Origin of the sequence: Streptomyces davaonensis JCM 4913, from assembly GCF_000349325.1 — a bacterium.
Lineage (GTDB): Bacteria > Actinomycetota > Actinomycetes > Streptomycetales > Streptomycetaceae > Streptomyces > Streptomyces davaonensis.
Genome location: NC_020504.1, coordinates 5,736,875 through 5,761,672, shown reverse-complemented (window position 1 = coordinate 5,761,672; position 24,798 = coordinate 5,736,875). Strand labels below are relative to the sequence as shown.

Below are 24,798 nucleotides of genomic sequence, written 5' to 3'. Positions count from 1 at the left end.
CGACGACGCGCCCCGTCGTCACGCTCACCTTCCGCCCTCGGGCTCGCCGTTGCCGCGGCCGTCGTGGTGGCGCAGGTAGTCGCTGAGCTCGTCGAGTTCGGCCCGCACCTGGTCGATACGCGCGGGCGCGGGCCGCTGCGGCGGCGGGGGCGTCGGCACCGGACCGGGGGGCGCGGCGTCCTGCGGCAGCGGCGGGTGGGGCACCGGGGTGTGCGGGATCGGCGCGGGCGGTTGCTGCGCAAGGGGCGGCTGCACGGGCGCGGTCGTGTACGGCGACGGCGACTGCGGATAGCCGTAGCCCGCCGGGCCGTTCGGGGCGTGGACCGTGGTGGCGTGCGCCGTGGCGTAACCGCCGCCGTACTGCCGGCTGAGCGCGTTGTGGTAGCGGATGTCCATCACCAGGAAGTACACGGCGCTGAACGCGCCGAGCAGCAGGACCAGGCCGAGCGCGACGTCCGACCGCGGGTCCGACTCCGGCACCGAGCCGACCACCGCGAAGCACGCGATGGACACCGGCAGGCTCACCCACGCCAGCAGCCAGTCCGGCCACCGCCCGCGCAAAATGGCCACCCGGAACAGCGGCACGCACGCGAGGATCCCGCAGGACAGGAATCCGGCAGCGGCGAACAGCACGCGCAGGGAGATGACGGTTGCCGCGCTGCGGGTGGGCGGCGCCGCGCCGTGGCCGTACATGACTGCTCCTGGACCGGTGGGCCGATGGGGACGGACGAGCGAATGACAGAGTTCGAGCGTATAGGCCGACACGGACAACCGGTTACGGGTTGTACCGAACCGTTGTTGTACTGATCACTTCCGCCGGACCGGCACCTCTGCCCGGCCCCTCGGTCCGGCCCCTCAGTCGGGCGCGACCGTCCCGTCGGTCAGGCCGTCGTACATCCCGCGCACGAGCTGGTCCCCGAGTCGGCTCGCGTGCCTGAGCGCCCGCTCGAACTCGTCGAGTGCGCGGAAGCGCGCGCCGTAGCGCCGTTGTTCGTCGAGCGGGAGCCGGGGCAGCTGGAGGCGGCGCACGTCCAGGCGCGTGGCCGTGGACGCATAGCTGCTGGCCTGGCGATTGTTGGCGGTGCCGCGCAGGAACCCGGCGAGGAACCACGCGTCGAGCGCCGCGCGATCGGGGCGCAGGAGCACGAGGTTGCGCCCCAGGGCGGCGCCCCCCGTCGCGTCGTCGATCACGCGCGCCACCGAGCCGCCGCCGAGCACCGGCACGACGACATCGCCCGGCTCGGTCAGCACCGGCTCCTCGTCGCTCTCGGGCAGCGTCCCCGAAGGCGCCGTCCCGGCGAGGACGTCATGGTCGGTGAGCACGGGCACGCGTGCGTGGCCGCCGTTTCCACCGGTACGCAGCACCAGGGCGCCCCCGCGGGCGAGTTCGCCGACGGTGGTGAGCGGCCAGCGCACGGGGCGCGTACCGGCGGGGGGCGGGGGCGTGAGCGCACCGGCGAGCCCCAGCGTCTCCCCCAGGCGCTCGCGCACTGCCGTGAGCGCCTCGGCGCCGTCGGCCGCGGTGGCGGGCGGCAGATGGCGCGCCGGGGCGAGGTCGACGTCGTCGTCGAGGAGGTCGATGACGGGCAACGCGCGGGCGAGGCCCGGCCGCTCGTCGAGGGTGCCGGTCCGGTCGAAGACCCGCCAGGCGTCGAGCACGGCGTCCCGCACGGCCCGCCAGTCCGGCCCGCCGCGCCCTTCCGTCGCGAACTGCCCGGCGTCCGCGAGCAGCACCTCGGGCTGCGCGGGCGCCTTGTCGGGCCGCCGCAGCACCCACAGGTGCAGCGGGATGTTGTACGGCGGCGCGGCACCGACCGGCAGCGCTACGACGGCACGCAGCGCGCCGCGCCGCAGCAGGTCGGCGCGGATGCGGCGGCCGGAGCGGCGGGAGGCGGCGGCGGGCGGCATCAGGAGCACGGCGGTGCCGCCGTCCTTCAGTCGCGCGAGCGCGTGCTGCACCCAGGCCAGCTCGGACTCGGTGCGCGCCGGGAAGCCGTACTCCCAGCGCGGGTCGTAGGCGAGTTCGTCGTGGCCCCAGTTGCGCTCGTTGAACGGCGGGTGGCACAGGACGGCCTCGGCACGCAGCTCGGGGAACGCGTCGGCGCGCAGGGTGTCGCCGACGGCGGCGCGCACGGTGGCGCGGCCGCGCAGGGCGAGCCGGAGCGCGGTGACGGCGGCGAGGTCGGTGGCGCTGTCCTGCGCGTACAGCTCCTGCTCGGGGCGGGGGGCGACGGCGCGCAGGAGAGCGCCGGTGCCGCAGGCCGGGTCGAGGACGGTGCTGGCCGGGCCCGCCAGGTCGGCCATGAGACCGGCGAGTTCGGCGGGGGTGAGCGTGTACTGGCGCGGGTTGGCGTCGAGGTGGCGGCCGAGCAGGAACTCGAAGGCCTGTCGGGCGCCGCCCAGCTCGGCGGCGAGTTCGGCGGCGCCGCGGAGAAGGGGGGCGGAGGGGAGGGCTTCGGGGCCGGTGGGGGTGTGGACGGCCGGCGTGTGAAGGGTTGCCGTGTGAACGGTGGGCGGGGTGTTCACAGCCGGGCTGTTCGCGGCGGCGCTCACGGCGTCGGCGGTGTTCACGGCGTCGACCGCGTTCACGGCACCCGACCTGTTCACAGCACCCGACCTGTTCACAGCACCGGAGGAGTTCACAGCCGAGCGCGAGTTCACAGCCGCCGAGCCCCGTCGTGCCGACGTCACCCCGAACCGCGCCGTGAGCACCTCCTCCAGCGCCTCCGGGAGCATCGCCGCGAGCCGCTCGTCGGAGCCCGCGCTCACCTCCAGCCAGAGCCTGGGCCGGTCATGGATCAGCAGCAGGACGCAGCCGGCGTGGGTGAGCGCGGTGACCGGGCCCTCGGGGTGCCCGGCGAGCTGCTGCCAGACCCGTTCACGCAGCGGGACTTCGGCGAGTTTCCCCTGGCGGCACAGCCAGTCCTCGACCTCGGCGAGCGCGAAGGAGGGGCTGGTCTCGGTGCCGCCCACGGGTTTGGGGAAGTCGGCGTGCCGGCGCCGCCAGTTGCTCACGGCGGCCCGGCCGACACCGGCCAGCCGGGCAATTCCGGCCGCGGTCACCTCTGTCGCGTTGTCCTGCACCGCCCGGCTCCCCTCGCCGCCCCGACTTTCGCCCCGCATGTGGTCTGTGGCGTCGAGCATACCGACGTATGCGAGATCCAGGCATTCACGGCCGTGTACACAACTCATTCTGTGAACCATGTTGACTCGGTTCACAGCCTCTGCTCTTATTGACCCATCGAACGAGCGACCGCCGGAGGGGACGGTCGCCGCTCAGGGGAGGGGAATCAGTCATGGGCATGAAGGGCAAGATCGCGCTGGGCGCCGTCGTGGGGATCGTCGTCATCGGCGCCGTGTCGGCGAACGCCGGGAACGACAGCGGCGGCGACAGCAGCAGCAGCTCCAGCGGCAAGGGCTCTTCGGCGTCCGCGGACCGTGGCACGGACGGGAAGACGAAGTCGGACGCGGAGGACGTCGCCGAGAAGAAGGTCGCGTTCGCGGGGGACGGCGACTTCCAGGTCGGTTCGGACATCAAGCCCGGCACCTACCGCACCACCGGCAACAGCGACGGCATGTGCTACTGGGAGCGGGCCAAGGACGCCTCCGGGGAGATGGAGTCGCTGCTGGCCAACGAAAATGTGATGGGCACGAGTTACGTGACCGTCAAGGGGACCGACAAGCTCTTCACGTCCAGCGACTGCAACGACTGGGAGGCCGTCGACGAGAAGGCCAAGGGCTCCCCGGCCTCGAAGATGTCCGGCGACGCCGGAATGCTCAGAGTCGGCGTCGACATCGCGCCCGGCACCTACAAGTCCACCGGCAACACCGATGACGCCTGCTACTGGGAGCGCACCAAGAACGCCGACCACTCCATCGAATCGATCATCGCCAACAACAATGTGAGCGGCACGGCCGTCGTCACCATCGCCGCCTCGGACGCCTACTTCAAGACGTCCGGCTGCCAGGACTGGAAGAAGTCCGCCTGATCCGGCCACCTGGGCCGATTCGTCGCCGCGCGGGGCGCGGCACCACAGCGCCGCCGCCCCGCCCGCGACACCGCGCCGCCCACCCCAAGGGCGGCCCACCGCGTCAACTCACCCCCAGCGCTCCGCGCGCTCCGTCTTCACCGAGGAACCCCCATGCGTCGCACCGCTCTTGCCGCTCTCTGCCTCACCGCCGTCACCTCCCTGGCCGTCACCGGCTGTCAGGGCGACGACAAGACCGAGGGCAAGTCCAAGGACAAGCCCAGCGCCGGGCAGTCCGACCAGTCCAGCTCGTCGAGCAAGCCGAAGGAACCGTTCGCCGGGCTGACCGGCGGGGAGATCGCCGACCGGGCGGTGAAGGCCACCTTCGACGCCGACTCCTTCCGCATGAAGGGCGACATCCCCGACGATGCGTCCGGCAGCACGATCACCATGGACATGGCCCTCGACCGCAAGGGCGACTGCGCCGGCAACATGAGCATCGGCGGCGAGGGCCAAGCCGATCTGATCAAGACCGGTGACACCCTCTACATGAAGTACGACGAGGACTTCCTGCGCGCCCAGAGCGAGGGCGCTCCCGAGGCGGAGGTCGACGCCACGGTGTCGATGCTGGCCGACAAGTGGACCAAGATGTCCGCGAAGGGCTCGGACGCCAAGGACTTCGCCGACTTCTGCGACATGGACACGGTCTTCGGCGACGCCGACGACGCCGGGTCGGACGCCACCCGCGGCAAGACCGCCACGGTCGACGGCACGCCCGCGATCACCCTGTACGAGAAGGACGGCAAGGAGAGCTTCACCTTCTACGTCGCCACCGAGGGCGAGCCTTATGTGCTGCGGCTGGTCAGCACCACCCCCTCGGACGAGGGCTCGCTCACCTTCAGCGACTTCGACGAGCCGGTCCCGGCGGACAAGCCCACCGGCGACATCCTGGACCTGGATGCGCTCGGCGGCTGAGCCCGGCGTCTCACAGGGGGTGCCGCATCCAGACGTTGGGCTCGACGTACACCGCGTATCCGCGTTCCGGTTCGCAGCGCACCGGTACCAGCGCCCCGGGCACCTCGATGTCGCCCGGGGCGTCGAAGGGCAGCCCGGTCCAGTCGCGCCACTGCTCCAGCGAGCCCGACACGGTCATCGAGGCCGGGGCCACCGAGTCGATGACGGCGCCCGCCCGGGCGTGCACCCGCAGCCACGGGTCGTGCGGAAGTCCGTCGGGCCGCACACGGTGCGCATACTCCTCGATGGGGGTGTGCGGTTCGAGGTGCTTGGCGCTCGGACGGACCGGGGCCACGACCTCACGGAAGCCGTGGGCGAGGGCGTTGTCCCGCATGGCCGAGAGCATCACGGCGGACAGGCCGAGTCCCTGGGCGTGCGGGGTGACGGTGACCGAGATGGCGCTGACCGTGTCCGCCGGTACCCCTCGACGCAGGTCGCTGAAGGCCCAGACGAGCACCTCGTCCCAGCCGCGGGCGGGCAGGGTGCCGCGGCCCTGTGCGCCGAGGGCGAAGGGCACGCTGTAGCCGTGGGCGACGACCTCGCCCCGCGCGTCCTCGGCGAACTGCACATACTCGGGGAGCTCGGTGGCGATCCGGCCGTAGTGGGCGTTGCCCACGTGGTCGTTCAGCACCGGCTCCGGCCACGTGGCCGCCATCGCCACGACCTGCTCGAACTTGTCCGGACGCTCGGCCAGACTCGATACCTTCCACTGCATGCGGCCACGGTAGGCCGCGCCCTCAGGCCTCAGGAATCGCTTTTCCGGCTGGCAGTCCTGTCAGCCCCCGCACTGGCGCAGCATCATCTGCTTGTCCGGTGCCGTCACGGGCAGCTCGTACTTCAGCGAGACCTGTGCGAAGCGCACCGCGTAGGAGCAGCGGATCCGCTTGTTCGGGGGGAGCCAGGAGGCGGGTCCCGAATCACCTTTGGAGCTGTTGGTCGGGCCGTCGACCGGCATCAGGTTCAGCGGGTCGTTGGCGATGGCCTGGCGTTCGCCCTCGGTCCAGCGTGAGGCGCCCATCTGCCAGTCGTAGGAGAGCGGCATGACGTGGTCGATCTGGACCTCGATGGCGCGGGCCTTGGTCCACTCGATGGTCCTGCCGGTGTACGGGTCGTCCAGCCGCATCGACATCACGACGCAGTCCGAGCCGGACCGGAAGCGCAGCTCCGCGCCGTCCCGGCGCAGAAGGTCGTTGCGGGTGTCGCAGCCGTTGCGGGCGTACGGGATGCCGCCGGGGGCCGAGTCCATCCAGGCGTAGCCGAACTCGTCGCGATCGTACCCGGTCCTGGGACCTCGGCCCTTGGTCGCCACCTTCTCGATCAGCGCCCGTGCCTCGGCCCGGTCGGCGTCCGAGGTGATGGCCGCCAGGCCCGGCTCGGTGCCGTCGGGGTTGTCCAGCGGGCTGACAGCGCGTCCCGTCCCGGAACCCGGCGCGGAGCCGGAGGCCGAGCCGTCCAGCGGCAGGTCTCCCATGTCCTCGCAGCCCGTGAGCACGAGCGCCATCCCGAGTACCGCGGCACAGGCCGCCGCCCCGCCCCTCAGACGCATCACGATGCGCCCCTCCCCTGCGTGCCGGATTGCTCCTCTCACGGTAGCGGTCCAGAGGTCCAGACCATATCGGCGGAAAATGCGCATTGCTCGCATCACGGGCGTATCGTCGGTTCTGAGTCACCTCCGGAAGGAGCTCTGGATGGGCATCCTCGACAGATTCAAGAGCCACCGCGGGATGCAGGACAAGGCCAAGGACATGTCCGACACCGCGGAGAAGAAGGTCAACGAGAAGACGGGCAACAAGTACGAGAGCCAGGTCGACGACGCGCAGCAGAGAGCCGAAGGCGCGCTCGGCATGGACCGTGACCGGCCCGAACAGCCATAGCCCGTTGACCCACGGAGGTCCTGAGACCCGCTGGGCAGTCCACCCCTCTTCGGGGGCACGCCCCGCCGGGCACCCTGAACCATCGTGAAACAGAGGCCGTCCGCGGAGCCCCACCACCCCGCGGGCGGCTTCGCATGCCCCAGAGGCGCAGGACGCTGGGGCTCAGACCTTGCCTATCCCCAGCGTCGTCTCCGAGGGCAGCAGCCCCGAGGAGAGCACCGCGACCCAGAACTCGCCCAGCAGATCGGTGAGTCGGTCGATGTCCTGAGCCGTGAGCGCACCCCAGGGTCCGGCAGCGAGGCGGTCCGTGTGCTCCTCGATGTCCCGGCGCAGGGCGTGGCCCGCCTCGGTCGCCGTACCGTCGGCGTTCAACAGGCCGCGTGCGACGAGGCGTTCGCGGGCGCTCGCCCATTCGTGCGCACTCCAGCCCCGACTCTCGAAGCGCTCGGCGGACGCGGCGCCTATCGCGGCGAAGGAGACGAGCGACTCGACCGGATCGAGGCCGGCCAGGAGCAGGGCGGCGAGGTGGCCGTCGCCGCGGTGTTCGCGCAGGATCGTCGCCGCATGCCACAGCTGGAGGTACGGCGGTTCGGGCCAGTCCAACTCGGCGTTGGCCGCGGCGAGCGGACGGCCCGCCGTGTTCGCCGCCTCGGCCGCGCGCCGGGCGAGGGCGGCGGCCTCCGCCAGCTCCGGGCTGTCGACGCGATCGCCGAACAGGGCGCGGTACGCCCGGTCCACGCCGCGCACTCTCGCCTTCATTACGTCGTCCGGGCTCGCGGCCTTCCATGCCGGGTCGATGTGCTCGGCGACCATGCGGGGGCTGAAGCTGTAGAAGGCGGAGGCCACCCGCTCACCGCCGGCCGGGCCCAACGGCGCCGCCCGGAAGGGGAAGTAGCTCGGCCAGCGCTCCGCCGTGTCGTACCCGAGCATGGCGGCCTCGGCGAAGACTTCCGGCGCGTAGTACAGCACCGCGTGCAGAGGCTCCAGCAGATGCCAGAGCTGACGGACGCGGGCCGGTTCGATCCCGCCGCCTGCTTCTTCGTACGTCGACATGGTGAATCCCCCTCGCACTCCAGGCCGTGAAGGTCGGAGCCTGCAACCCGCTTCGCAACTTGACACTGACTAGATTGCCCGAGCGGACCGAACTTGTCAATGCCTAGATTCCGCGTACGCTGCTGGGCATGACCCCCGCACCGGCCAAGAAGTCCGCCGAACGCCGCTATCACCACGGTGACCTGCGACGCGCCATCCTCACCGCCGCGCTCGACGTCATCGCCGCCGACGGGCCGTCCGGCCTGAGCCTGCGCGATCTGGCCCGCCGCGCCGGGGTCTCGCACGCGGCGCCCGCACACCACTTCAAGGACCGCACGGGTCTGCTGACGGCGATCGCGGCGGAGGGCTTCGGACTGCTCGCGGCCGGGCTGAGGGAGGGCGAGGACCTGAAGGACGCGGGCGTCCGCTACGTCCGCTTCGCCCGCGAGCACCCCGCGCACTTCCAGGTGATGTTCACCCCCGGGCTGCTGCGAGCCGACGACCTCGAGCTCACCACCGCCCGCGCCCTCGCCGGGGACGCCCTGCGCGAAGCCGTCGCCGGTGTACGCCCCGACGACCTCGGCATCGACAGCCGCCTCGCCGGAGTGGCCGCCTGGTCCCTGGCCCACGGCTTCGCCACACTGCTCCTCGGCCACAACCTGGACGGGCCGGTGGGCGACCGGGACCCGGAGGAGGTTTTCGAGGCGGTCGCGGCGATGCTGTTCCGCACCGGCGACACCGTCGTGGAGGACTGACCGGGGCCGTGGCCCACCGGCCATCGCTCACGACCCCGTCGGCCCAGCGGCTCTACGACCCCAGAATCGACGCCAGGAACTCCCCGACCCAGCCCAGCAGTTCCCGTCCGACCAGCGGCTTGCCGCCGACCTTCGCCGTCTTCGGGCGGGGGACCAGCACCTGATGGACCGCCGGCTTGATGACCGTGCCGGGGTACAGGCGCTTGACGCGCAGTTCCTGGGACTCGCGCAGTTCCACCGGGGCGAAGCGGATGTTGTTGCCCTGGAGGACGATCTCGCCGACTCCGCACGCGCGTGCCAGCATGCGCAGGCCCGCGACGAGGAGGAGGTTCTCCACCGGCTCGGGCAACTTGCCGTAGCGGTCGACGAGTTCCTCGCGTACGGCCTTGATGTCCTCCTCGGTGTTGGCGGAGGCGATGGAGCGGTAGGCCTGGAGACGCAGCCGCTCGCCCGGGGCGTAGTCGTGCGGGACGTGCGCGTCGACCGGGAGCTCGATCTTGACCTCCAGCGGCGGCTCCTCCTCCACGCCGCCCTCCAGGGACGCGCGGTAGTCCGCCACCGCCTCGCCGACCATCCGGACGTACAGGTCGAAGCCGACGCCCGCGATATGGCCGGACTGCTCGCCGCCCAGGAGGTTGCCCGCGCCGCGGATCTCCAGGTCCTTCATCGCCACGTACATGCCCGCGCCCATCTCGGTGTGCTGGGCGATGGTCGCGAGACGTTCGTGTGCGGTCTCCGTCAGCGGCTTCTCCGGCGGGTACAGGAAGTAGGCGTACCCGCGCTCGCGGCCACGGCCGACGCGCCCGCGCAGCTGGTGCAGCTGGGACAGGCCGAAGTTGTCGCCGCGCTCCACGATCAGGGTGTTGGCGTTGGAGATGTCGATGCCCGACTCGACGATCGTCGTGGAGACCAGGACGTCGAACTTCTTCTCCCAGAAGTCGACGACGACCTGTTCCAGCGCCGACTCCGACATCTGGCCGTGGGCGGTCGCGATCCGCGCCTCGGGGACGATCTCGCGGAGCCGCGCGGCCGCGCGGTCGATCGACTCGACCCGGTTGTGGATGTAGAAGACCTGGCCCTCGCGCAGGAGTTCGCGGCGGATGGCCGCGCCGATCTGCTTCTCCTCGTAGGGGCCGACGAAGGTCAGGACCGGGTGGCGCTCCTCGGGCGGGGTGGTGATCGTGGACATCTCGCGGATGCCCGTCACCGCCATCTCCAGGGTCCGCGGGATCGGCGTCGCGGACATCGTCAGCACGTCCACGTTGGCGCGCAGCTTCTTCAGCTGCTCCTTGTGCTCGACGCCGAAGCGCTGCTCCTCGTCGACGATGACCAGGCCCAGGTCCTTGAACTTGGTCTCCGAGGAGAACAGCCGGTGGGTGCCGATGACGACGTCCACCGCGCCCTCCTTCAGGCCCTCCAGGACCGCCTTCGCCTCGGTGTCCGTCTGGAAGCGGCTGAGCGCCCGGACGTTGACCGGGAACTGGGAGTACCGCTCGGAGAAGGTCCCGAAGTGCTGCTGCACCAGCAGGGTCGTCGGCACCAGTACGGCCACCTGCTTGCCGTCCTGTACGGCCTTGAAGGCGGCCCGGACCGCGATCTCCGTCTTGCCGTAGCCGACGTCACCGCAGATCAGCCGGTCCATCGGGACCGACTTCTCCATGTCCTCCTTGACCTCGGCGATGGTGGTGAGCTGGTCCGGCGTCTCCGCGTAGGGGAAGGCGTCCTCCAGCTCGCGCTGCCAGGGCGTGTCGGCCGCGAAGGTGTGGCCGGGCGCCGCCATCCGCGCGCTGTAGAGCTTGATCAGGTCGGCCGCGATCTCCTTGACGGCCTTCTTCGCGCGGGCCTTGGTCTTCGTCCAGTCCGCGCCGCCCAGGCGGTGCAGCGTGGGCGCCTCGCCGCCGACGTACTTGGTGATCTGCTCCAGCTGGTCGGTGGGGATGTAGAGCCGGTCACCGGGCTGGCCGCGCTTGGCGGGGGCGTACTCCACGACGAGGTACTCGCGCGTGGCGCCCTGCACGGTGCGCTGGACCATCTCGATGTAGCGGCCGACGCCGTGCTGCTCGTGGACGATGTAGTCGCCGGACTCCAGGGTCAGCGGGTCGATGGTCTTGCGGCGCCGCGCGGGCATGCGGGCGCCGTCCTTGCCGGCCGCCTTCTGCCCGGACAGGTCGGTCTCGGTGAGGACGGCGAGCTTCAGTGCCGGGTCGACGAAGCCGTAGTCGATCGAGCCGCACGCCACATGCACGACGGACGGGCTGAGTTCGGCCAGGTCGGCGTCCAGGCGGGCGGCGATGCCCTCGCCGCCGAGCACCTCGACGGTACGGGCCGCGGGGCCGTGGGCCTCGGTGACGTAGACCGCGCGCCAGCCGTCGGCGAGCCAGCCCTTGGTGTCGGCGAGCGCCTTGGCGGTGTCCCCGCGGTAGGTCTCGGGCGCGTGCATGCCCAGCTGGAGGGTGTCCGCCTCCAGTTCGAGGTCCGCAGCGAACGGCGACACCGACCACCACATCATGTCCAGCTCGCGCGCACGGTCGCGGACGTCCGCGATGGACCACAGGGAGGCCGCGCCGACGTCGATGGGCGCCTCGCCGCCGCCCGCGGTGGCCGCCCAGGACGCCTGGAGGAACTCCTGGCTGGTGGCGACGAGATCGGCGGCACGCGTGCGTACCCGCTCCGGATCGCACACCAGGGCCATGGCGCCCTTGGGCAGGACGTCGAGCAGCAGCTCCATGTCGTCGACGAGGACCGGAGCCAGGGACTCCATTCCCTCCACGGCGATCCCCTCGGCGATCTTGCCGAGCAGTTCGCCGAGCTCCGGGTGCTGTTCGGCGAGCGCACGCGCGCGTGCCCGGACGTCCTCGGTGAGCAGCAGCTCGCGGCAGGGCGGCGCCCACAGGCCGTGCTCGGCGATCTCCAGGGAGCGCTGGTCGGCGACCTTGAAGTACCGGATCTCCTCGACGTCGTCGCCCCAGAACTCGATGCGCAGGGGGTGTTCCTCGGTCGGCGGGAACACATCGAGGATGCCGCCGCGTACGGCGAACTCGCCGCGCTTCTCGACCAGCTCGACACGGGAGTACGCGGCGGCGGCGAGGGCCTCCACGACGGTGTTCAGGTCCGCGGTCTGGCCGGTGCGCAGGGCGACCGGTTCAAGGTCGCCGAGGCCCTTGACCTGGGGCTGGAGGACCGAGCGCACGGGGGCGACGACGACGGAGACCGGGCCGGTCTCGGGGTCGTCGGGGCGGGGGTGGGCGAGCCGTCGCAGGACGGCGAGGCGGCGGCCGACGGTGTCGCTGCGGGGGCTGAGGCGCTCGTGCGGGAGGGTCTCCCAGGAGGGGTACTCGACGACGCCTTCCGGGGGGAGGAGCGTGCGCAGGGCGGCCGCCAGGTCCTCGGCCTCACGGCCGGTCGCCGTCACCGCGAGCACGGGGCGGGCGGCCTCGCGGGCCAGGGCGGCGACCGCGAAGGGGCGGGCCGCCGGGGGGCCGACGAGGTCGATGTGCATGCGGTTGCCGTCGGCGGCCGCGGTGATCGCTTCCGCGAGGGCGGTGTCCTTGACGACGGCGTCGAGCAGACCGTGCAGGCTCATGTGGAGGGAGCTTCCGTCCGGAGGTGGGCAACGCGAAGGACCCGACTCGTCGAACGGGCCGGGGGTCTCCAGCGTACGACGCGCCGCCGACAGCCGCCGGGGCTGTGGATAACGTCCGCGTCGGGGGTACCGGCGCCGGTGTGGGGGCTCGGATGTTCTCGCCCCCGCCGCCCCTACCCGTCCCGTCCCTGGGGGCTGCCGCCCCCAGGCCCCCGCTGTCGGCCCTGAAAGGGCCTCGTCCTCAAACGCCGGACAGGCTGAAGACGCGCCGGTGCCGGGAAGCCCCCCAAAGCTTCCCGGCACCGGATCCCCCGCAACCCCCGTGTGCGGTGGCTGTTCGGTCGGTTCTAGTCCGTGGCGATCGCGTTCAGGACGTTCATCCGGCCCGCCCGGAAGGCCGGGATCAGGGCCGCGAACAGGCCCACGAAGGCCGAGCCGATGAAGACGCCGCCGATGGTGACCCAGGGGATCTCCAGGACCTTGAGGCCCTCCAGGGCGAGCAGCTTCTGGGCGGTGGCGCCCCAGCCCATGCCCAGGCCGAGGCCCAGCAGGGCACCGAAGAGGGCGATGACGACCGACTCCATGCGGATCATGCGGCGCAGCTGGCGGCGGGAGAGGCCGATGGCGCGCATGAGGCCGATCTCCCGGGTCCGCTCGACGACCGACAGGGCGAGGGTGTTCACCACACCCAGGATCGCCACGATGATCGCGAGGGCGAGCAGGCCGTAGATCATGTTCAGGAGCTGGCCGATCTGGTCCTTCAGCGCTTCCTTGTAGTCGGTCTGGTCGCGCACGGTGTACTGCGGGTAGTCGTGCAGCGCCGACTTCAGGGACTTGTACGCGGCGTCCTGCTGCCCGTCCTTCGCCGAGGCGAAGACCAGCTGGTCGAGGGGCATCTTGTCGGCCGGCAGGTACTTGGCGAGCGTGGCGATGGACGTGTACTTGGAGCCCGCGTCGATGACGACGTCACTGCTGGTGATCGCACGGACCGTCAGCTCGGCCGTCTCGCCGCCCTTGAAGGCGACCTCGATCTTCGAGCCGAGGCTGATGCCGTGGTCCTTGGCGAACGTCTCGTGGACGGACATCGAGTCCGGCTTGTAGGCGTCGGCGAGGTTGCCCGCGACCGTCTTGGTGCGCAGGTCCCGCGCGTAGGACGCGTCTGCCGCCGTGATGTCGGTGTCCTTGAGCGTCTTGCCGTCGGGGGTGGTGTAGTCCGCCTCGGCGATCTTGTACTCGGTGACGTGGTCGAGGCCCGGCGTCGACTTGACCGCCTTGACCGCCTCCGGGGTGACCAGCTGACCGCCGTCGTTCTGGATGATGAAGTCCGTGCCGACGGTCTTGTCGAGCTGGTCCGTGGCCGAGGCGACCATCGAGGAGCCGACCACCGACAGACAGGCGACGAGCGCGAGCCCGATCATCAGGGCGGCGCCCGTGGCGCCCGTACGGCGCGGGTTGCGCAGCGCGTTGCGCTCGGCCATGCGGCCGACGGGGCCGAAGACCCGCAGGATCAGGGCGCCCAGGACCCGCACCACACCGCCCGCGAGGAGCGGGCCGATGACGACGAAGCCGATCAGGGACAGGACCACGCCGAGGCCGAGCCAGAGCGAGCCCTCCTTGGCCTTGTCGGCCGACGCGGCGAGGTAGAGGGCGTAGCCGCCGCCCGCGGTGAGGAGCGTGCCGAGAACGGCGCGCACGACGCCCGCCTTGGCGTCCGCCGGGGCGCCCGCGTCGCGCAGGGCGGCCATCGGGGAGACCTTGCCCGCGCGGCGGGCCGGCAGATAGGCGGCGAGGACGGTGACGATCACGCCGAGGACCAGGCCGACCACCGGAGTCGTCCAGGCGATGGTGAGGTCGGAGGTGGACAGCTCCATGCCCATGGAGCCCATCAGCTTCATCAGGCCGATCGCGAGTCCGACGCCCGCGCCGACGCCCAGGACCGAGCCGAAGACGCCGAGCAGCAGCGCCTCCACCAGCACCGACCGGTTGACCTGCTTCCGGCTGGAGCCGATGGCCCGCATCAGGCCGATCTCCCGGGTGCGCTGGGCGACCAGCATGGAGAAGGTGTTGATGATCAGGAAGATGCCGACGAGGAAGGCGATCCCGGCGAAGCCGAGCATCGCGTACTTCATGACGTTCATGAAGCCCTCGACGTCCTTCTGGTTGGCGTCGGCGGTCTCCTTGGCCGTCTGCACCTTGTAGGCGCCGTCGGTCGCGGCGAGCACGTTCTTCTTCAGCTGCGCGTCGGTGACGCCGGTCGCCGCCGTGACGTTGACGTTGGTGTACACGTCCGGCTCACCGACCAGCGTCTCCTGGGCGGTCTTGGTGTCCAGGTAGAAGATGGCCGCGCCGGGGTTGGTGACCTCGAAGTCGGCGATTCCGGAGATCCGCGCGGTGTGCGTGCCGACCGCGCTGATCACGCCGATCTCGTCGCCGAGCTTGAGGTCGTGCTTGTCCATGGTGTCCGCGTCCACCATGACCTGGTCGGGGCCCTTGGGCGCCGCACCGGAGGTGATCTTCATGGTGCGGGCGTCGTTGCCGTTCCAGCTGCCGACGATGGTCGGGGCGCCGCTGGAGGGCGAGAGGCTGTCCTTGTCGGCGTCGACGACGGTCACCGAGGTGGAGAAGACGGTGCCCTCCGCGGACTTCACGCCCTCGGCGCCGCGCACCTTCTCGACCACGGAGGCCGGCATGACCGGCGGCTTCCCGGTGTCGTTGGTGGTCTCGCCGGTGTCCGAGGCGTCCTTCGAACTCACCGTCACATCGGAGGAGGTGGCGGCGAAGAGCTTGTCGAAGGTGGTGTTCATGGTGTCGGTGAACACCAGGGTCCCGCACACGAAGGCCACCGACAGCAGCACGGCGACGGCCGACAGGGCCATACGTCCCTTGTGCGCGAAGAAGTTGCGCATCGAGGTCTTCATGACGGTCATGACGTACGCCCCCGGGCGTCGAAGTCCTTCATGCGGTCCAGGACGGCCTCGGCGGTCGGCTTGTACATCTCGTCGACGATGCGGCCGTCGGCGAGGTACAGCACACGGTCCGCGTAGGAGGCGGCGACCGGGTCGTGGGTGACCATCACGATGGTCTGCCCGAGCTCGTCGACCGAACGGCGCAGGAAGCCCAGAACCTCCGCCCCCGCGCGGGAGTCGAGATTTCCGGTCGGCTCGTCACCGAAGATGATCTCCGGCCGGGCCGCCAGCGCCCGCGCCACGGCGACGCGCTGCTGCTGGCCGCCGGAGAGCTGGGTGGGCCGGTGCTTGAGCCGGTCGGAAAGTCCAACCGTCTCGACGACCCGCGCCAGCCACTCCTTGTCCGGCTTCCGGCCCGCGATGTCCATGGGCAGGGTGATGTTCTCGATCGCGTTCAGCGTCGGGAGCAGGTTGAACGCCTGGAAGATGAAGCCGATCCGGTCCCGGCGAAGCTGCGTGAGCTTCTTGTCCTTCAGGCCGGTGATCTCGGTGTCGTCCAGGTAGATCTGCCCGCCGGTGACGGTGTCGAGGCCGGCGAGGCAGTGCATGAGGGTGGACTTGCCGGAGCCCGAGGGGCCCATGATCGCGGTGAACTGGCCCCGCTCGATGTCCACGTCGACATGGTCCAGGGCGACGACCCGGGTCTCCCCGGACCCGTACGCCTTCACGACCTGCCGCGCGCGGGCGGCAGCGGCCGTACGTCCTCCAGTGCCCCCGTGCCTGGGAATGGTTACGGCCGATGTCATGGCAAGTCTCCTATGTCGGTCAGCAGGTGGATCGTGCGAAGCGGTACGTCGAAAAGTCTGGTGTCGGAAGGGGCCTCGGCGCGCTGGTGCCCAGCGCAGTCTTTTGCGGGGGAAAACCCCACCCCCGCGAGGCCGGTCAGCCGCCCCCGAGCGGCGTAAAGCCAGGTTAAGGACGACCGGGGGGCCGTCTCGTCCTCCGCCGGTACGAACCCTCCCCGGGCCCAGGTACGGAGGTACCCCTAGGGGCAGTCCACCCTTCGGTGGACCTTTTCTCGGGGTCGCCTCCTCCCTCGGTCCCGGCAAGCCTCATACCTCCCGCGACGTGAGGGTCAAGTGGGAAGCTGGTCGACGGCAGATAGATGCAGGGGGAAGGAATCCGGTGGGCGGCGATACGAGACCTGCGATACGCGACTCCGCGCAGCCCACCGGGACCGAGCGCCGCGGCGCCGTGGTGGCGGCCCTGATGCTGGCGATGGCACTCGCGGCCCTCGACGCCACCGTCGTCTCCACCGCCGTCCCGCAGATCGTCGGCGACCTCGGCGGCTTCTCCTACTTCTCCTGGCTCTTCTCCGGCTATCTCCTGGCCGTGACGGTCACGCTCCCCGTCTACGGCAAGCTCTCCGACACCTTCGGCCGCAAGCCGGTACTGGTGGCGGGGGCGGCCGTGTTCCTGCTCGGCTCGCTGCTGTGCGCCGTCGCCTGGAACATGGCGGCGCTGATCGCCTTCCGGATCGTGCAGGGCCTCGGCGGCGGCGCCCTCCAGGGCACGGTGCAGACGCTCGCCGCCGATCTGTACCCGCTCAAGGAGCGCCCCAGGATCCAGTCCAAGCTGTCCACGGTGTGGGCGGTGTCCGCGGTGGCCGGTCCCGGCATCGGCGGGTTGCTGGCCGCGTACGCGGACTGGCGGTGGATCTTCCTCGTCAACCTGCCCATCGGGGCGGTGGCGTTGTGGCTGATCGTGCGTCATCTGCACGAGCCGGAACGGAAAACGCCCGCACGCGCGCGTGTCGACTGGGCGGGCGCGCTCGCGGTGTTCGCCTGCGGGGGCGTGCTGCTGACGGCGCTGGTGCAGGGCGGGGTGGCCTGGCCCTGGCTGTCGGCGCCCTCGATCGCCCTGCTGACCGCGGGGCTCGGGCTCGCGGGGGTCGTGGTGCTGGTGGAGCGCCGGGCGGCGGAGCCGATCATCCCGGGCTGGGTGTGGCGCCGCCGTACCATCGCCGCGGTGAACCTGGCGCTCGGCGCGCTGGGCCTGCTGATGGTCGCGCCGACGGTGTTCCTGCCCACCTATGCCCAGTCGGTGCTGGGCCTCGGCCCGGTGGCCGCCGGATTCGTGCTGTCGGTATGGACGTTGAGCTGGCCGGTGTCGGCCGCGCTCAGCCAGCACGTGTACCGCAGGATCGGCTTCCGGGACACCGCGCTGCTCGGCATGGGGGCCTCGGCGCTGATCCTGTTCGCCTTCCCGTTCCTGCCGTATCCCGGCCAGGCCTGGCAGCCGACGCTGCTGATGCTGCTGCTCGGCGGCGCGCTCGGGCTGTTCCAACTGCCGCTGATCGTCGGCGTGCAGTCGACCGTGGGCTGGTCGGAGCGGGGCACCACCACCGCGTCCGTGCTGTTCTGCCGGCAGACCGGGCAGACGCTGGGCGCGGCGGTGTTCGGCGCGGTCGCCAACGGCGTCCTCGCCGCGCGCCTCGGCGGGGCGAGCGACCTGGACTCGGTGACCCGCGCGTTGGACGCAGGTACGGCGCACGAGGCGACCCGGCACGCCATCGCGCACGCCGTGCACGCGGTGTACTTCGGCGCGGCCTGCGCGGCCGCGCTGGCGTTTTTCGTACTGCTCACGCTGGCTCCGCGCAGGTTTCCAGTGATCGTCGACTGACCCCTCCGTATCCTGGGACCCATGGTGAGGTTGGAGCGGCTGCGGCCGGACCACGCGGACGCGCTACTGGCCTTCGAGCGGGAGAACCGGGCGTATTTCGCCCGTACGGTCCCCGATCGCGGCGACACGTTCTTCACACCCGACGGGTTCGCCGCCCGCCTTCGGTCCCTGCTGACCGAACAGGGCCTCGGCGTCTGCCATTTCCATGTACTCATCGACGACGAGGACCGGCTGATCGGCCGGGTCAACCTGATGGACGTCGAGGACGGCAGCGCCGAACTCGGCTACCGCGTAGGGGAGAGCGCGGCGGGCAAGGGCGTGGCGACGGCGGCGGTCGGCGCGATGTGCGAGCTGGCGGCGCGGGCGTACGGGCTCAGCGCGCTCACCGCGATCACCACACTGGACAACCTCGCCTCGCGGACCGTGCTGGAGCGCAACGCCTTCACGCCCACGGGTGAACTCACGGTCGACAGCCGTCCGGGAATCGCCTATCGCCGCGCGCTGTAGCGCGGCCCCTGGAGCGACCCGGTCCCGGAAAGCCTCCGATCCGGCTCGGGAAAAGTCTGAGTTAACGGGGGTAACACCCCTGGTCAGACCGGCCGAAGCGACAGTAAGCGCATACCGACCAATCAGTTTGCACAAACCCTCGCACTTGTAGCTACCAACGAGTAACGTGCGTCACCGCTCGACCGCCCCCCCACCTCCCTGCGGTCCGCCCCGGACCCGAGCCCGCACGCAAGGAGCACGGGATGTCCTCCGACCCGTATCCGCCGTATCCGCCGTACCCCCAGCAGCCGCAGCAGCAGTACGCCACCTACCCCTGGCAGCCGCCCGCCCCCGCCGAGCCCCCGCAGTACCGCCCCCTACGCCATGCCCCGCTCGGGCACCACAGCGATCTGCGGATCCTGCGCACCGCCTACCGCTGGCAGCGGCGCACCGCCACGCTCACCGCGCTCGGCTACTTCGTGCTCTTCCTCGTCCTGTCGGCGTCCGCGCCGTCCTTCATGACGAGCACCGTCACCGACGGCCTGCCCACCGGACTGCTCCTCGCCCTGCTCCAACTCCCCGTCACCTGGCTGGCCATCGGCCTCTACGAGCACACGGCGCGCCGTTACGTCGACCCGATCGCGGACCGCATCCGCAAGCAGGCCGAAGTGGACGCCCGACGCGGGGAGGCGAGCCGATGACCCCGCAGTTCAGCGGCGACACCCAGACGATGTCCCTGGTCGCCTTCTCCGCCGTCGTCACGATCACCCTGCTGCTGTGCGTGATGACCGGCCCCGACCGGGACGACCTGGACGAGTTCTACACCGGCTATGGGTCTTTGTCCCCCATGCGCAACGGCCTCGCCATAGGCGGCGACTACATATCCGCCGCGACCGTGCTCGGCACCACCGGCGTCATCGCCCTGTACGGCTACGACGGCATCGTCCTCGCCCTCAGCACCGCGCTGTCGCTGATGCTGCTGATGTTCCTGCTGGCCGAACCCCTGCGCAACGCGGGCCGGTTCACCATGGGCGACGCGCTGACCCGCCGGATGCCCGGACGCGGCGTACGGATCGCGGCGTGCGCGGTGACCATCGCCGCCCTGCTGCCGCTGATGGTCGTCCAACTCGCCGGCACCGGCCAGCTCATGGCCTTCCTCCTCGGCTTCTCCAGCAACGCGCTGAAGACGGGCTGCATCATCGGGCTGGGCGCGCTGATGATCAGCTACGCGGCGATCGGCGGCATGAAGGGCACCGCCCTCATCCAGATCCTGAAGATGGTGATGCTGCTCGGCTCCGGCGCCGTCGTCGCCGTAATGATGCTGAACAGGTTCGACTGGAACCCGGGCGCCCTGTTCGACGCGGCCGCCGAGGGCAGCGGGGTGGGCTCCGCCTTCCTCAACTCGGGGCTCCAGTTCTCCGGCGGGCCCGCGCCGGGCCTGGACATGATCAGCTCACAGCTCGCCGTCGTCCTCGGCGGCGCCTGTCTGCCGCACGTCACCATGCGCATGTACACCGCCTCCAGCGCCCGCCAGGTACGCCGCTCGATGTCCTGGGCGGTCTCCGCGGTGGTGCTGTTCGTGCTGGTCATCACCGTCATCGGATTCGGCGCGACCGCGCTGATCGGGCGCTCGGTGATCGCCGGGGCCGACCCGCAGGGCAACACCGCCTATCTGCTCGGCTCGCAGGCCGCGTTCGGGGCCGAGGTGTCCACGGCGGAGACTTTCCTCTTCACCACGGTCACCACCGCCATCTTCCTCACCCTGCTCGCCTCGGTCGCCGGGATGATCCTTTCCTGCGCCAACTCCCTGGCCCACGACGTGTTCGCCGCGCGGGTACGGGAGTTGTCCGGGCGGCGCGAGATGATGGTCGCGCGGCTGTCCGCGCTGGCGGTGGGGGTACCGGCGATCCTGCTGGCGACGATGGTGCAGCACCGCAGCCTCCAGCCACTGGTCACGCTGGCGTTCTGCATCGGCGCCTCGGCCATCGCGCCCGCCCTCGTCTACAGCCTCTTCTGGCGCCGCTACACCCGAACCGGCCTGCTCAGCACGCTGATCGGCGGAACGCTTGTGGTGCTGCTGGTGATGCCGGGCACGAATCTCGTCTCCGGGTCGCCCTTCTCGGCCTTCCCCGAGTCCGACTTCAACTGGTTCCCGTTCACGACGACGGGGCTCGTCTCCATTCCCGCCGGGTTCCTGTTCGGGTGGCTGGGGACCGTGGTCTCGGGGCAGCAGAAGGCGGAGGAGCAGCGGCACCAGTACGAAGCGGTGGAGGGGTGGATTCTGGCGGGGGCGGTGCGGCGACGGGGGTGAGATTCGGGGTGTCGACATCCCGGGGCAACCCTTTGCGCGCTCGGTGACGACAGGAGGACGGAAGCTCACTTGATCTTCCGCGACAGCGCCTCGGACATCACGTACCAGTGACGTGAGGCGGGGGGCGCCCGGGGCACGGGGCTCGGGCGCCCGCTTCACTGCTCCGCTTTCACTACTCCGCCGCGGCCCGCCCGGTGAGCGTGATGAGGCTGTTGCGTACGTGGTCCATGTGGGCGCTCACGTCGTCCCAGCGCTCCCCGTGCTCGCGCAGGACGCGCTCGGTCTCGCGCGCGATCCGCTCCTCGCGCAGGTGCGCCCCCGCGAGCACCTCCGCGGCCCGCGCGCGAGCCTCCTCCTGGCGCTGCCGCCCCGCGGCCTCGGCGTCGGCGAGCGCCTGCTTGGCGTCGGACAGCGCGGCCTCCGCGCGGGCGACCTGTTCGGCGTGCCGGGTCTCGGCCGCGGTCGCGCGCTCCTCGGCCCGGCGCTCGAACTCGGCCCAGCGCTCGGCGTGTTCCTTGTCCTGCTCGGCGAGCATTCCGGTGGTGCGCTGACGCATCTCGCGCAGGGCGGTGAGCGCCTCACCGCGGCTCTCCTTGACCACGCGCCGGGCCTCGATCCGGGTCTCGTCCGCCTCGGCGCGCGCGACGAGCAGGTGCTGACGGGCGCGCTCCTCCGCCTCGGCGCGTACGGATTCGGCGTGCGCCTCTGCCGCGCCGTGCACGCCGTCCGCGTGCGCCTGCGCCGCCTCCGCGAGGCGCTGCGCCTCCTGGCGGGCGCCCTCGCGCACGGCGGCGGCCTCCTCAAGGCCGAGCTGGAAGATGTGCCGCGCGCGCTCCCCGAGCGCGTCGTACGTCTGCGGCGCGAGCCGCGCCACGGTCTCGCGCAGCCGTACCGCCTCGGCCTCCATCTCCTTGGCGAGCACGGTCAGCCGGGCGGCGCGCTCCCAGGCGGCGTCCCGGTCCTGGGAGAGCGCGGCGGCGTACGCGTCGACCTGCTCGGGACGGTAGCCGCGCCCTCGTACGGCCAGGAAGCCACGAGGCCGGACCGGTGTGCCGCTCATGCGGGAACCCCTCTCCATCGGACGGACGCGAAATCATGAATTCGCGGACATCTTGATGTATCGGGATTGGAGGTACATAACGCGACACTCCGGGCGCAGGTCACGGTCACCACCCTTCGGCGGTGTGTACGACGAAGCCGGGCCCGGTCTTCGCGACCGAACCCGGCTTCCACGCGTGCGTGCCGCTCAGCGGCGGCGCGTCACAGCAGGCCGTCCCACATCTGCTCCAGCAGGACCGACCACCAGCTCTCCGGCGAGCCGAGCGCCGCCGGGTCGAGGGAGGCGAGCTGGGCCTGGAAGTCGACGGTCCAGCGGCCCGCCTGCTCCTGGTTCAGCCCGAACCTCAGCCGCCACATCCGGCCTAGCAGCGCCAGGCAGCGCTGGAACTCGGGCAGCCCGGTGTTCACGAACTGCGGCGGCACCGGGGCACCGCCCGGACCCGCCTCCACCGGCACGGCGACGATGTTGGCGGTCCCGTACTGCACACAGATCGCCCGGCCGAAGTCGCTGCCCATCACGAGGTACGAGCCCGCGTCCGCGGCCGGCTGCACGCCGCGCTCGGCCGCCAGCTCCGCAAGCGTCGGCACCGGCCGCCCCGGCTGGGCCTGCGCCCAGAAGAAGGGGCCCATGTCCATCGGCAGGCCCGCGGCGACCAAGGTGTGCGCGACGATCGGCGGTACGCCCTGCCGGGACACGGCGGCCTGCTCGAACCGGAAGACTCCCGGTCCGAACGCGCCCGCCATCTCCTGCGCGATCCCCTCCGGGGGGATCGGCGGCGTGGGCTGCACCTGCGACAGCGGCGCCCGCACCGGCGCGAGCCGCGCGGGGCCGTCCGCCACCTGGTGCAGCTCGCCCTGGTGCGCCAGCAGTTGCTGCATGCCCTGCTGCCGGCTCGCGTGGTCCGTACCGTACGGCGCGATGCTCGTGATCCGCGCCTGCGGCCACTGCTCCCGGATCATCCGCGCGCAGTAGGCACCCGGCAGCTCGCACGACTCCAGCTCGGTGTGCAGCTCCAGCACCTGGTCCGGCGGCACGTTCATGGCGCGCAGCTCGTGGAAGATCTGCCACTCCGGGTGCGGCGTACCCGGCGCCGAGCGCCGGATCAACTGCTGCTCGGAACCGTCCTGCGCGCGGTACCGCAGCACGGCCTGGTAGCCCGGGCCCACGGTCGGCTGACCGGTGGGCTGCTGCGGATAGCCGTACGCCGGAGGCTGCTGACCGGGGAGGGGCTGACCGGGCGGCGGCATCGCACCGGGGGGCATCGGCGCCTGATGGGCGCCCGGAGCACCGGGCACGCCGGGGGCGTGCGGTGGCGGGGGCGCGCCGGGGCCACCCACCGGGGGCGCCGACAGCACGGTCTCCGCGTGGTGCACGGCACCGCGCCCGCTACTGGCGGGACCACCGGCGCCGGGGGCACCGGGCATGCCGGGGGCGCCCGGAGGCTGCGGTGCGCCGGGGGCGCCAGGTGCACCAGGGGCGCCCGGGATTCCGGGTGCGCCCGGCGGGTTCGGCATGCCCGGGGCGCTCGGCAATCCCTGCGCGCCGGGAGCGCCCACTCCCCCGCCCAGCTGACTCGGGTCGGCCAGCATCGTGGCCGCGTGGTGCACACCGCCCGGAGGCGTGCCGCCAGGCGCACCCGGCGCACCGGGCGGCTTGGGGGCGCCCGGCGGGGTCGGTGCGCCGGGGGGCTGCGGTGCGCCCGGACCGGCGGGGCCGTCAGGTCCTTCGGGGCCGAGCGCGGAGACGAGTTGCGTGGGCACGTAGCCACCCGCAGGCGTACCCGGCGCACCGGGACCGGACGGCGCGGGCGGCGGCGTGGCGCCCGGACGCGCGCCCGGCGCACCCGGGGCGCTCGGCGGAGGCGGAGGGTTCACGCCGCCCCGCGCGCGGTTCGGTGGAGGCGCCGCCTTGCTCGTCGCGGCGTCGGCGATGTCCCCGGCATTGGGTGCGAGGGGCCGACCCGGCGCGCTGTCGGGGCCACCCTGCGGGTAGCCGGGAGAGGGTGCGCCCGCGTGCGGCGGAGGCGTGGCACCCGGCGCGGGGGCGCCCGGAGGGGGCGTACCCGGCCCGCCCGCACCACCCGGCCCCTGCGGGAATCCGTACGACGGCGTCCCCGGAGCGGGGGTACCGCCGGGCACACCGTGCGCGCCCGGCGCGTTCGGAACACCAGGCGCCGGCGTCCCGCCAGGCACGCCCGGCGCGTTCGGGTCGTCGAGCGCCGGTGCGAGCGTCGTCCGCGGAAGCTGGCTCCCGCCCGAGATCAGCGCCGTCTTCGCGTCCGGCGCGGCAGGCGGTGGGGTGTTGTCGTCGATCTCGCTCAGCGGCGGCGCGAACACAGTCGCGGGCAGCGGGACGGAACGGTCCTCGCCGGCGTCCGCGTTGGTGTCCGTACCGGCCCAGGGAGTCGCCCCGGCCGGCGCACTCGAACCACCGTGCGCCCCAGCAGACGCCCCAGCGCCCCCGCCACCATCACTCGCACCGGCGTCCGGCCAAGCCGCACTCCCCCCGGGCGCAACAGGCGCCCCCGGCGCGGGAGTCGGCGCACTCGCGGCAGCCGCACCACCCACACCGGAACCGACCCCCGGCACCCCGGCCTGCGTCTCCGGAAGCGCCCCAGCCCCAGCCCCAGCCCCGGCTCCGGCCCCGACGCCCGCACCGGCACCAGCGCCCACACCGGACCCCGAGCCAGCACCCGAACCCGCACCAACCCCGGCCCCCGACGTGTCCCCACCCCGGCGCCCCGGAATCCCCAGCTGATCCGCCGCCTCCTGAAGCCACTCCGGCGGCGTCAGCAGGAACGACGTCTGGTTCAGGTCCACGCGCGCGGGAGCCGCCGGCGCGGGCTCCGGCTCCGCGTCGGGACGGCCGTACTCCTCCTCGTACCGGCGGATCACCTCGCCGACCGGCAGCGCGGGCCAGAGCGTGGCCTCGCCGCTGTCCCGGGCGATGACCAGCCGCTGTGCGCCGCCGTCCGAGCGCGGACCGTCCGAGCGGTCCTCGGCCCAGACCACGAAGCCGAGCTCGAACTCCCGTACCCGCACCTCGCGGTGCTGGTACGACGGCACCTCGCCGTTGATCCACTCCTCCGCGCGTTCCTGCGCCTGAGCGAACGTCACCATCGCGAAAA

At 71.9% G+C, this 24,798-nt stretch carries 18 protein-coding genes; 8 read left to right on the top strand and 10 right to left on the bottom strand.

The annotated features are described in order from the left end of the window. Positions 1 to 24 precede the first annotated feature (24 nt). On the bottom strand, positions 25 to 693 hold the full coding sequence (locus tag BN159_RS25570; RefSeq protein WP_015659896.1) for a hypothetical protein: 669 nt from the start codon (positions 691 to 693) through the stop codon (positions 25 to 27). Positions 694 to 855: 162 nt separating this feature from the next. Then, positions 856 to 3,084 carry an N-6 DNA methylase gene (locus BN159_RS25565; protein WP_041819836.1) on the bottom strand — a complete coding sequence of 743 codons (2,229 nt, stop codon included), beginning with the start codon at positions 3,082 to 3,084 and terminating at the stop codon, positions 856 to 858. A gap of 212 nt (positions 3,085 to 3,296) precedes the next feature. Here BN159_RS25565 and BN159_RS25560 point away from each other — a divergent pair, with 212 nt between their 5' ends. Next, a complete protein-coding gene (locus BN159_RS25560) occupies positions 3,297 to 3,989 on the top strand; it encodes a hypothetical protein (protein ID WP_015659894.1) in 693 nt (230 codons plus the stop codon). A 153-nt stretch (positions 3,990 to 4,142) separates the two neighbouring features. Continuing rightward, positions 4,143 to 4,943 carry a hypothetical protein gene (locus BN159_RS25555; RefSeq protein ID WP_015659893.1) on the top strand — a complete coding sequence of 267 codons (801 nt, stop codon included), beginning with the start codon at positions 4,143 to 4,145 and terminating at the stop codon, positions 4,941 to 4,943. 10 nt (positions 4,944 to 4,953) lie between these two features. Here the strand turns inward: BN159_RS25555 and BN159_RS25550 are convergent, their stop codons facing one another. Next, positions 4,954 to 5,697 carry a hypothetical protein gene (locus BN159_RS25550; RefSeq protein ID WP_015659892.1) on the bottom strand — a complete coding sequence of 248 codons (744 nt, stop codon included), beginning with the start codon at positions 5,695 to 5,697 and terminating at the stop codon, positions 4,954 to 4,956. A gap of 60 nt (positions 5,698 to 5,757) precedes the next feature. Further along, complete coding sequence (locus BN159_RS25545; RefSeq protein ID WP_015659891.1) at positions 5,758 to 6,528, bottom strand: HNH endonuclease family protein; 771 nt, start codon at positions 6,526 to 6,528, stop codon at positions 5,758 to 5,760. 142 nt (positions 6,529 to 6,670) lie between these two features. On the opposite strand from BN159_RS25545, the gene BN159_RS25540 reads away from it, so the two are divergent. Beyond that, positions 6,671 to 6,856: an antitoxin gene (locus BN159_RS25540; protein ID WP_015659890.1), complete on the top strand. Its 186-nt coding sequence runs from the start codon at positions 6,671 to 6,673 to the stop codon at positions 6,854 to 6,856. Positions 6,857 to 7,018: 162 nt separating this feature from the next. Here BN159_RS25540 and BN159_RS25535 read toward each other — a convergent pair whose 3' ends face one another. Next, positions 7,019 to 7,909, bottom strand: coding sequence for an SCO6745 family protein (locus BN159_RS25535; RefSeq protein ID WP_015659889.1), 891 nt, complete (start codon positions 7,907 to 7,909; stop codon positions 7,019 to 7,021). 128 nt (positions 7,910 to 8,037) lie between these two features. On the opposite strand from BN159_RS25535, the gene BN159_RS25530 reads away from it, so the two are divergent. Beyond that, positions 8,038 to 8,643 carry a TetR/AcrR family transcriptional regulator gene (locus tag BN159_RS25530; RefSeq protein WP_015659888.1) on the top strand — a complete coding sequence of 202 codons (606 nt, stop codon included), beginning with the start codon at positions 8,038 to 8,040 and terminating at the stop codon, positions 8,641 to 8,643. A gap of 52 nt (positions 8,644 to 8,695) precedes the next feature. Here the strand turns inward: BN159_RS25530 and mfd are convergent, their stop codons facing one another. The 3 genes from mfd to BN159_RS25515 form a co-directional block, all read right to left on the bottom strand. After that, positions 8,696 to 12,226, bottom strand: coding sequence for a transcription-repair coupling factor (gene mfd / locus BN159_RS25525; RefSeq protein ID WP_015659887.1), 3,531 nt, complete (start codon positions 12,224 to 12,226; stop codon positions 8,696 to 8,698). A gap of 347 nt (positions 12,227 to 12,573) precedes the next feature. Beyond that, positions 12,574 to 15,153: an ABC transporter permease gene (locus BN159_RS25520; protein ID WP_015659886.1), complete on the bottom strand. Its 2,580-nt coding sequence runs from the start codon at positions 15,151 to 15,153 to the stop codon at positions 12,574 to 12,576. After that, positions 15,150 to 15,938: an ABC transporter ATP-binding protein gene (locus BN159_RS25515; RefSeq protein WP_015659885.1), complete on the bottom strand. Its 789-nt coding sequence runs from the start codon at positions 15,936 to 15,938 to the stop codon at positions 15,150 to 15,152. The genes BN159_RS25520 and BN159_RS25515 overlap by 4 nt, the downstream gene beginning before the upstream one ends. Positions 15,939 to 16,317: 379 nt before the next feature. Here BN159_RS25515 and BN159_RS25510 point away from each other — a divergent pair, with 379 nt between their 5' ends. From BN159_RS25510 to BN159_RS25495, 4 genes are all read left to right on the top strand, one after another. Next, complete coding sequence (locus BN159_RS25510) at positions 16,318 to 17,814, top strand: MFS transporter (RefSeq protein ID WP_015659884.1); 1,497 nt, start codon at positions 16,318 to 16,320, stop codon at positions 17,812 to 17,814. 21 nt (positions 17,815 to 17,835) lie between these two features. Further along, the gene (locus BN159_RS25505; RefSeq protein ID WP_015659883.1) at positions 17,836 to 18,321 is read left to right on the top strand and encodes a GNAT family N-acetyltransferase; all 486 of its coding nucleotides are present in this window, start codon (positions 17,836 to 17,838) and stop codon (positions 18,319 to 18,321) included. Between the two features lie 242 nt (positions 18,322 to 18,563). Continuing rightward, a complete protein-coding gene (locus tag BN159_RS25500; protein WP_015659882.1) occupies positions 18,564 to 19,001 on the top strand; it encodes a DUF485 domain-containing protein in 438 nt (145 codons plus the stop codon). Beyond that, on the top strand, positions 18,998 to 20,611 hold the full coding sequence (locus BN159_RS25495; protein WP_015659881.1) for a sodium/solute symporter: 1,614 nt from the start codon (positions 18,998 to 19,000) through the stop codon (positions 20,609 to 20,611). Before BN159_RS25500 ends, BN159_RS25495 begins: the two co-directional genes overlap by 4 nt. Before the next feature lie 172 nt (positions 20,612 to 20,783). Here the strand turns inward: BN159_RS25495 and BN159_RS25490 are convergent, their stop codons facing one another. Continuing rightward, positions 20,784 to 21,671: a cellulose-binding protein gene (locus BN159_RS25490; protein ID WP_015659880.1), complete on the bottom strand. Its 888-nt coding sequence runs from the start codon at positions 21,669 to 21,671 to the stop codon at positions 20,784 to 20,786. A 200-nt stretch (positions 21,672 to 21,871) separates the two neighbouring features. Then, a complete protein-coding gene (locus BN159_RS44210; protein WP_078598876.1) occupies positions 21,872 to 24,790 on the bottom strand; it encodes an SUKH-4 family immunity protein in 2,919 nt (972 codons plus the stop codon). Positions 24,791 to 24,798 lie beyond the last annotated feature (8 nt).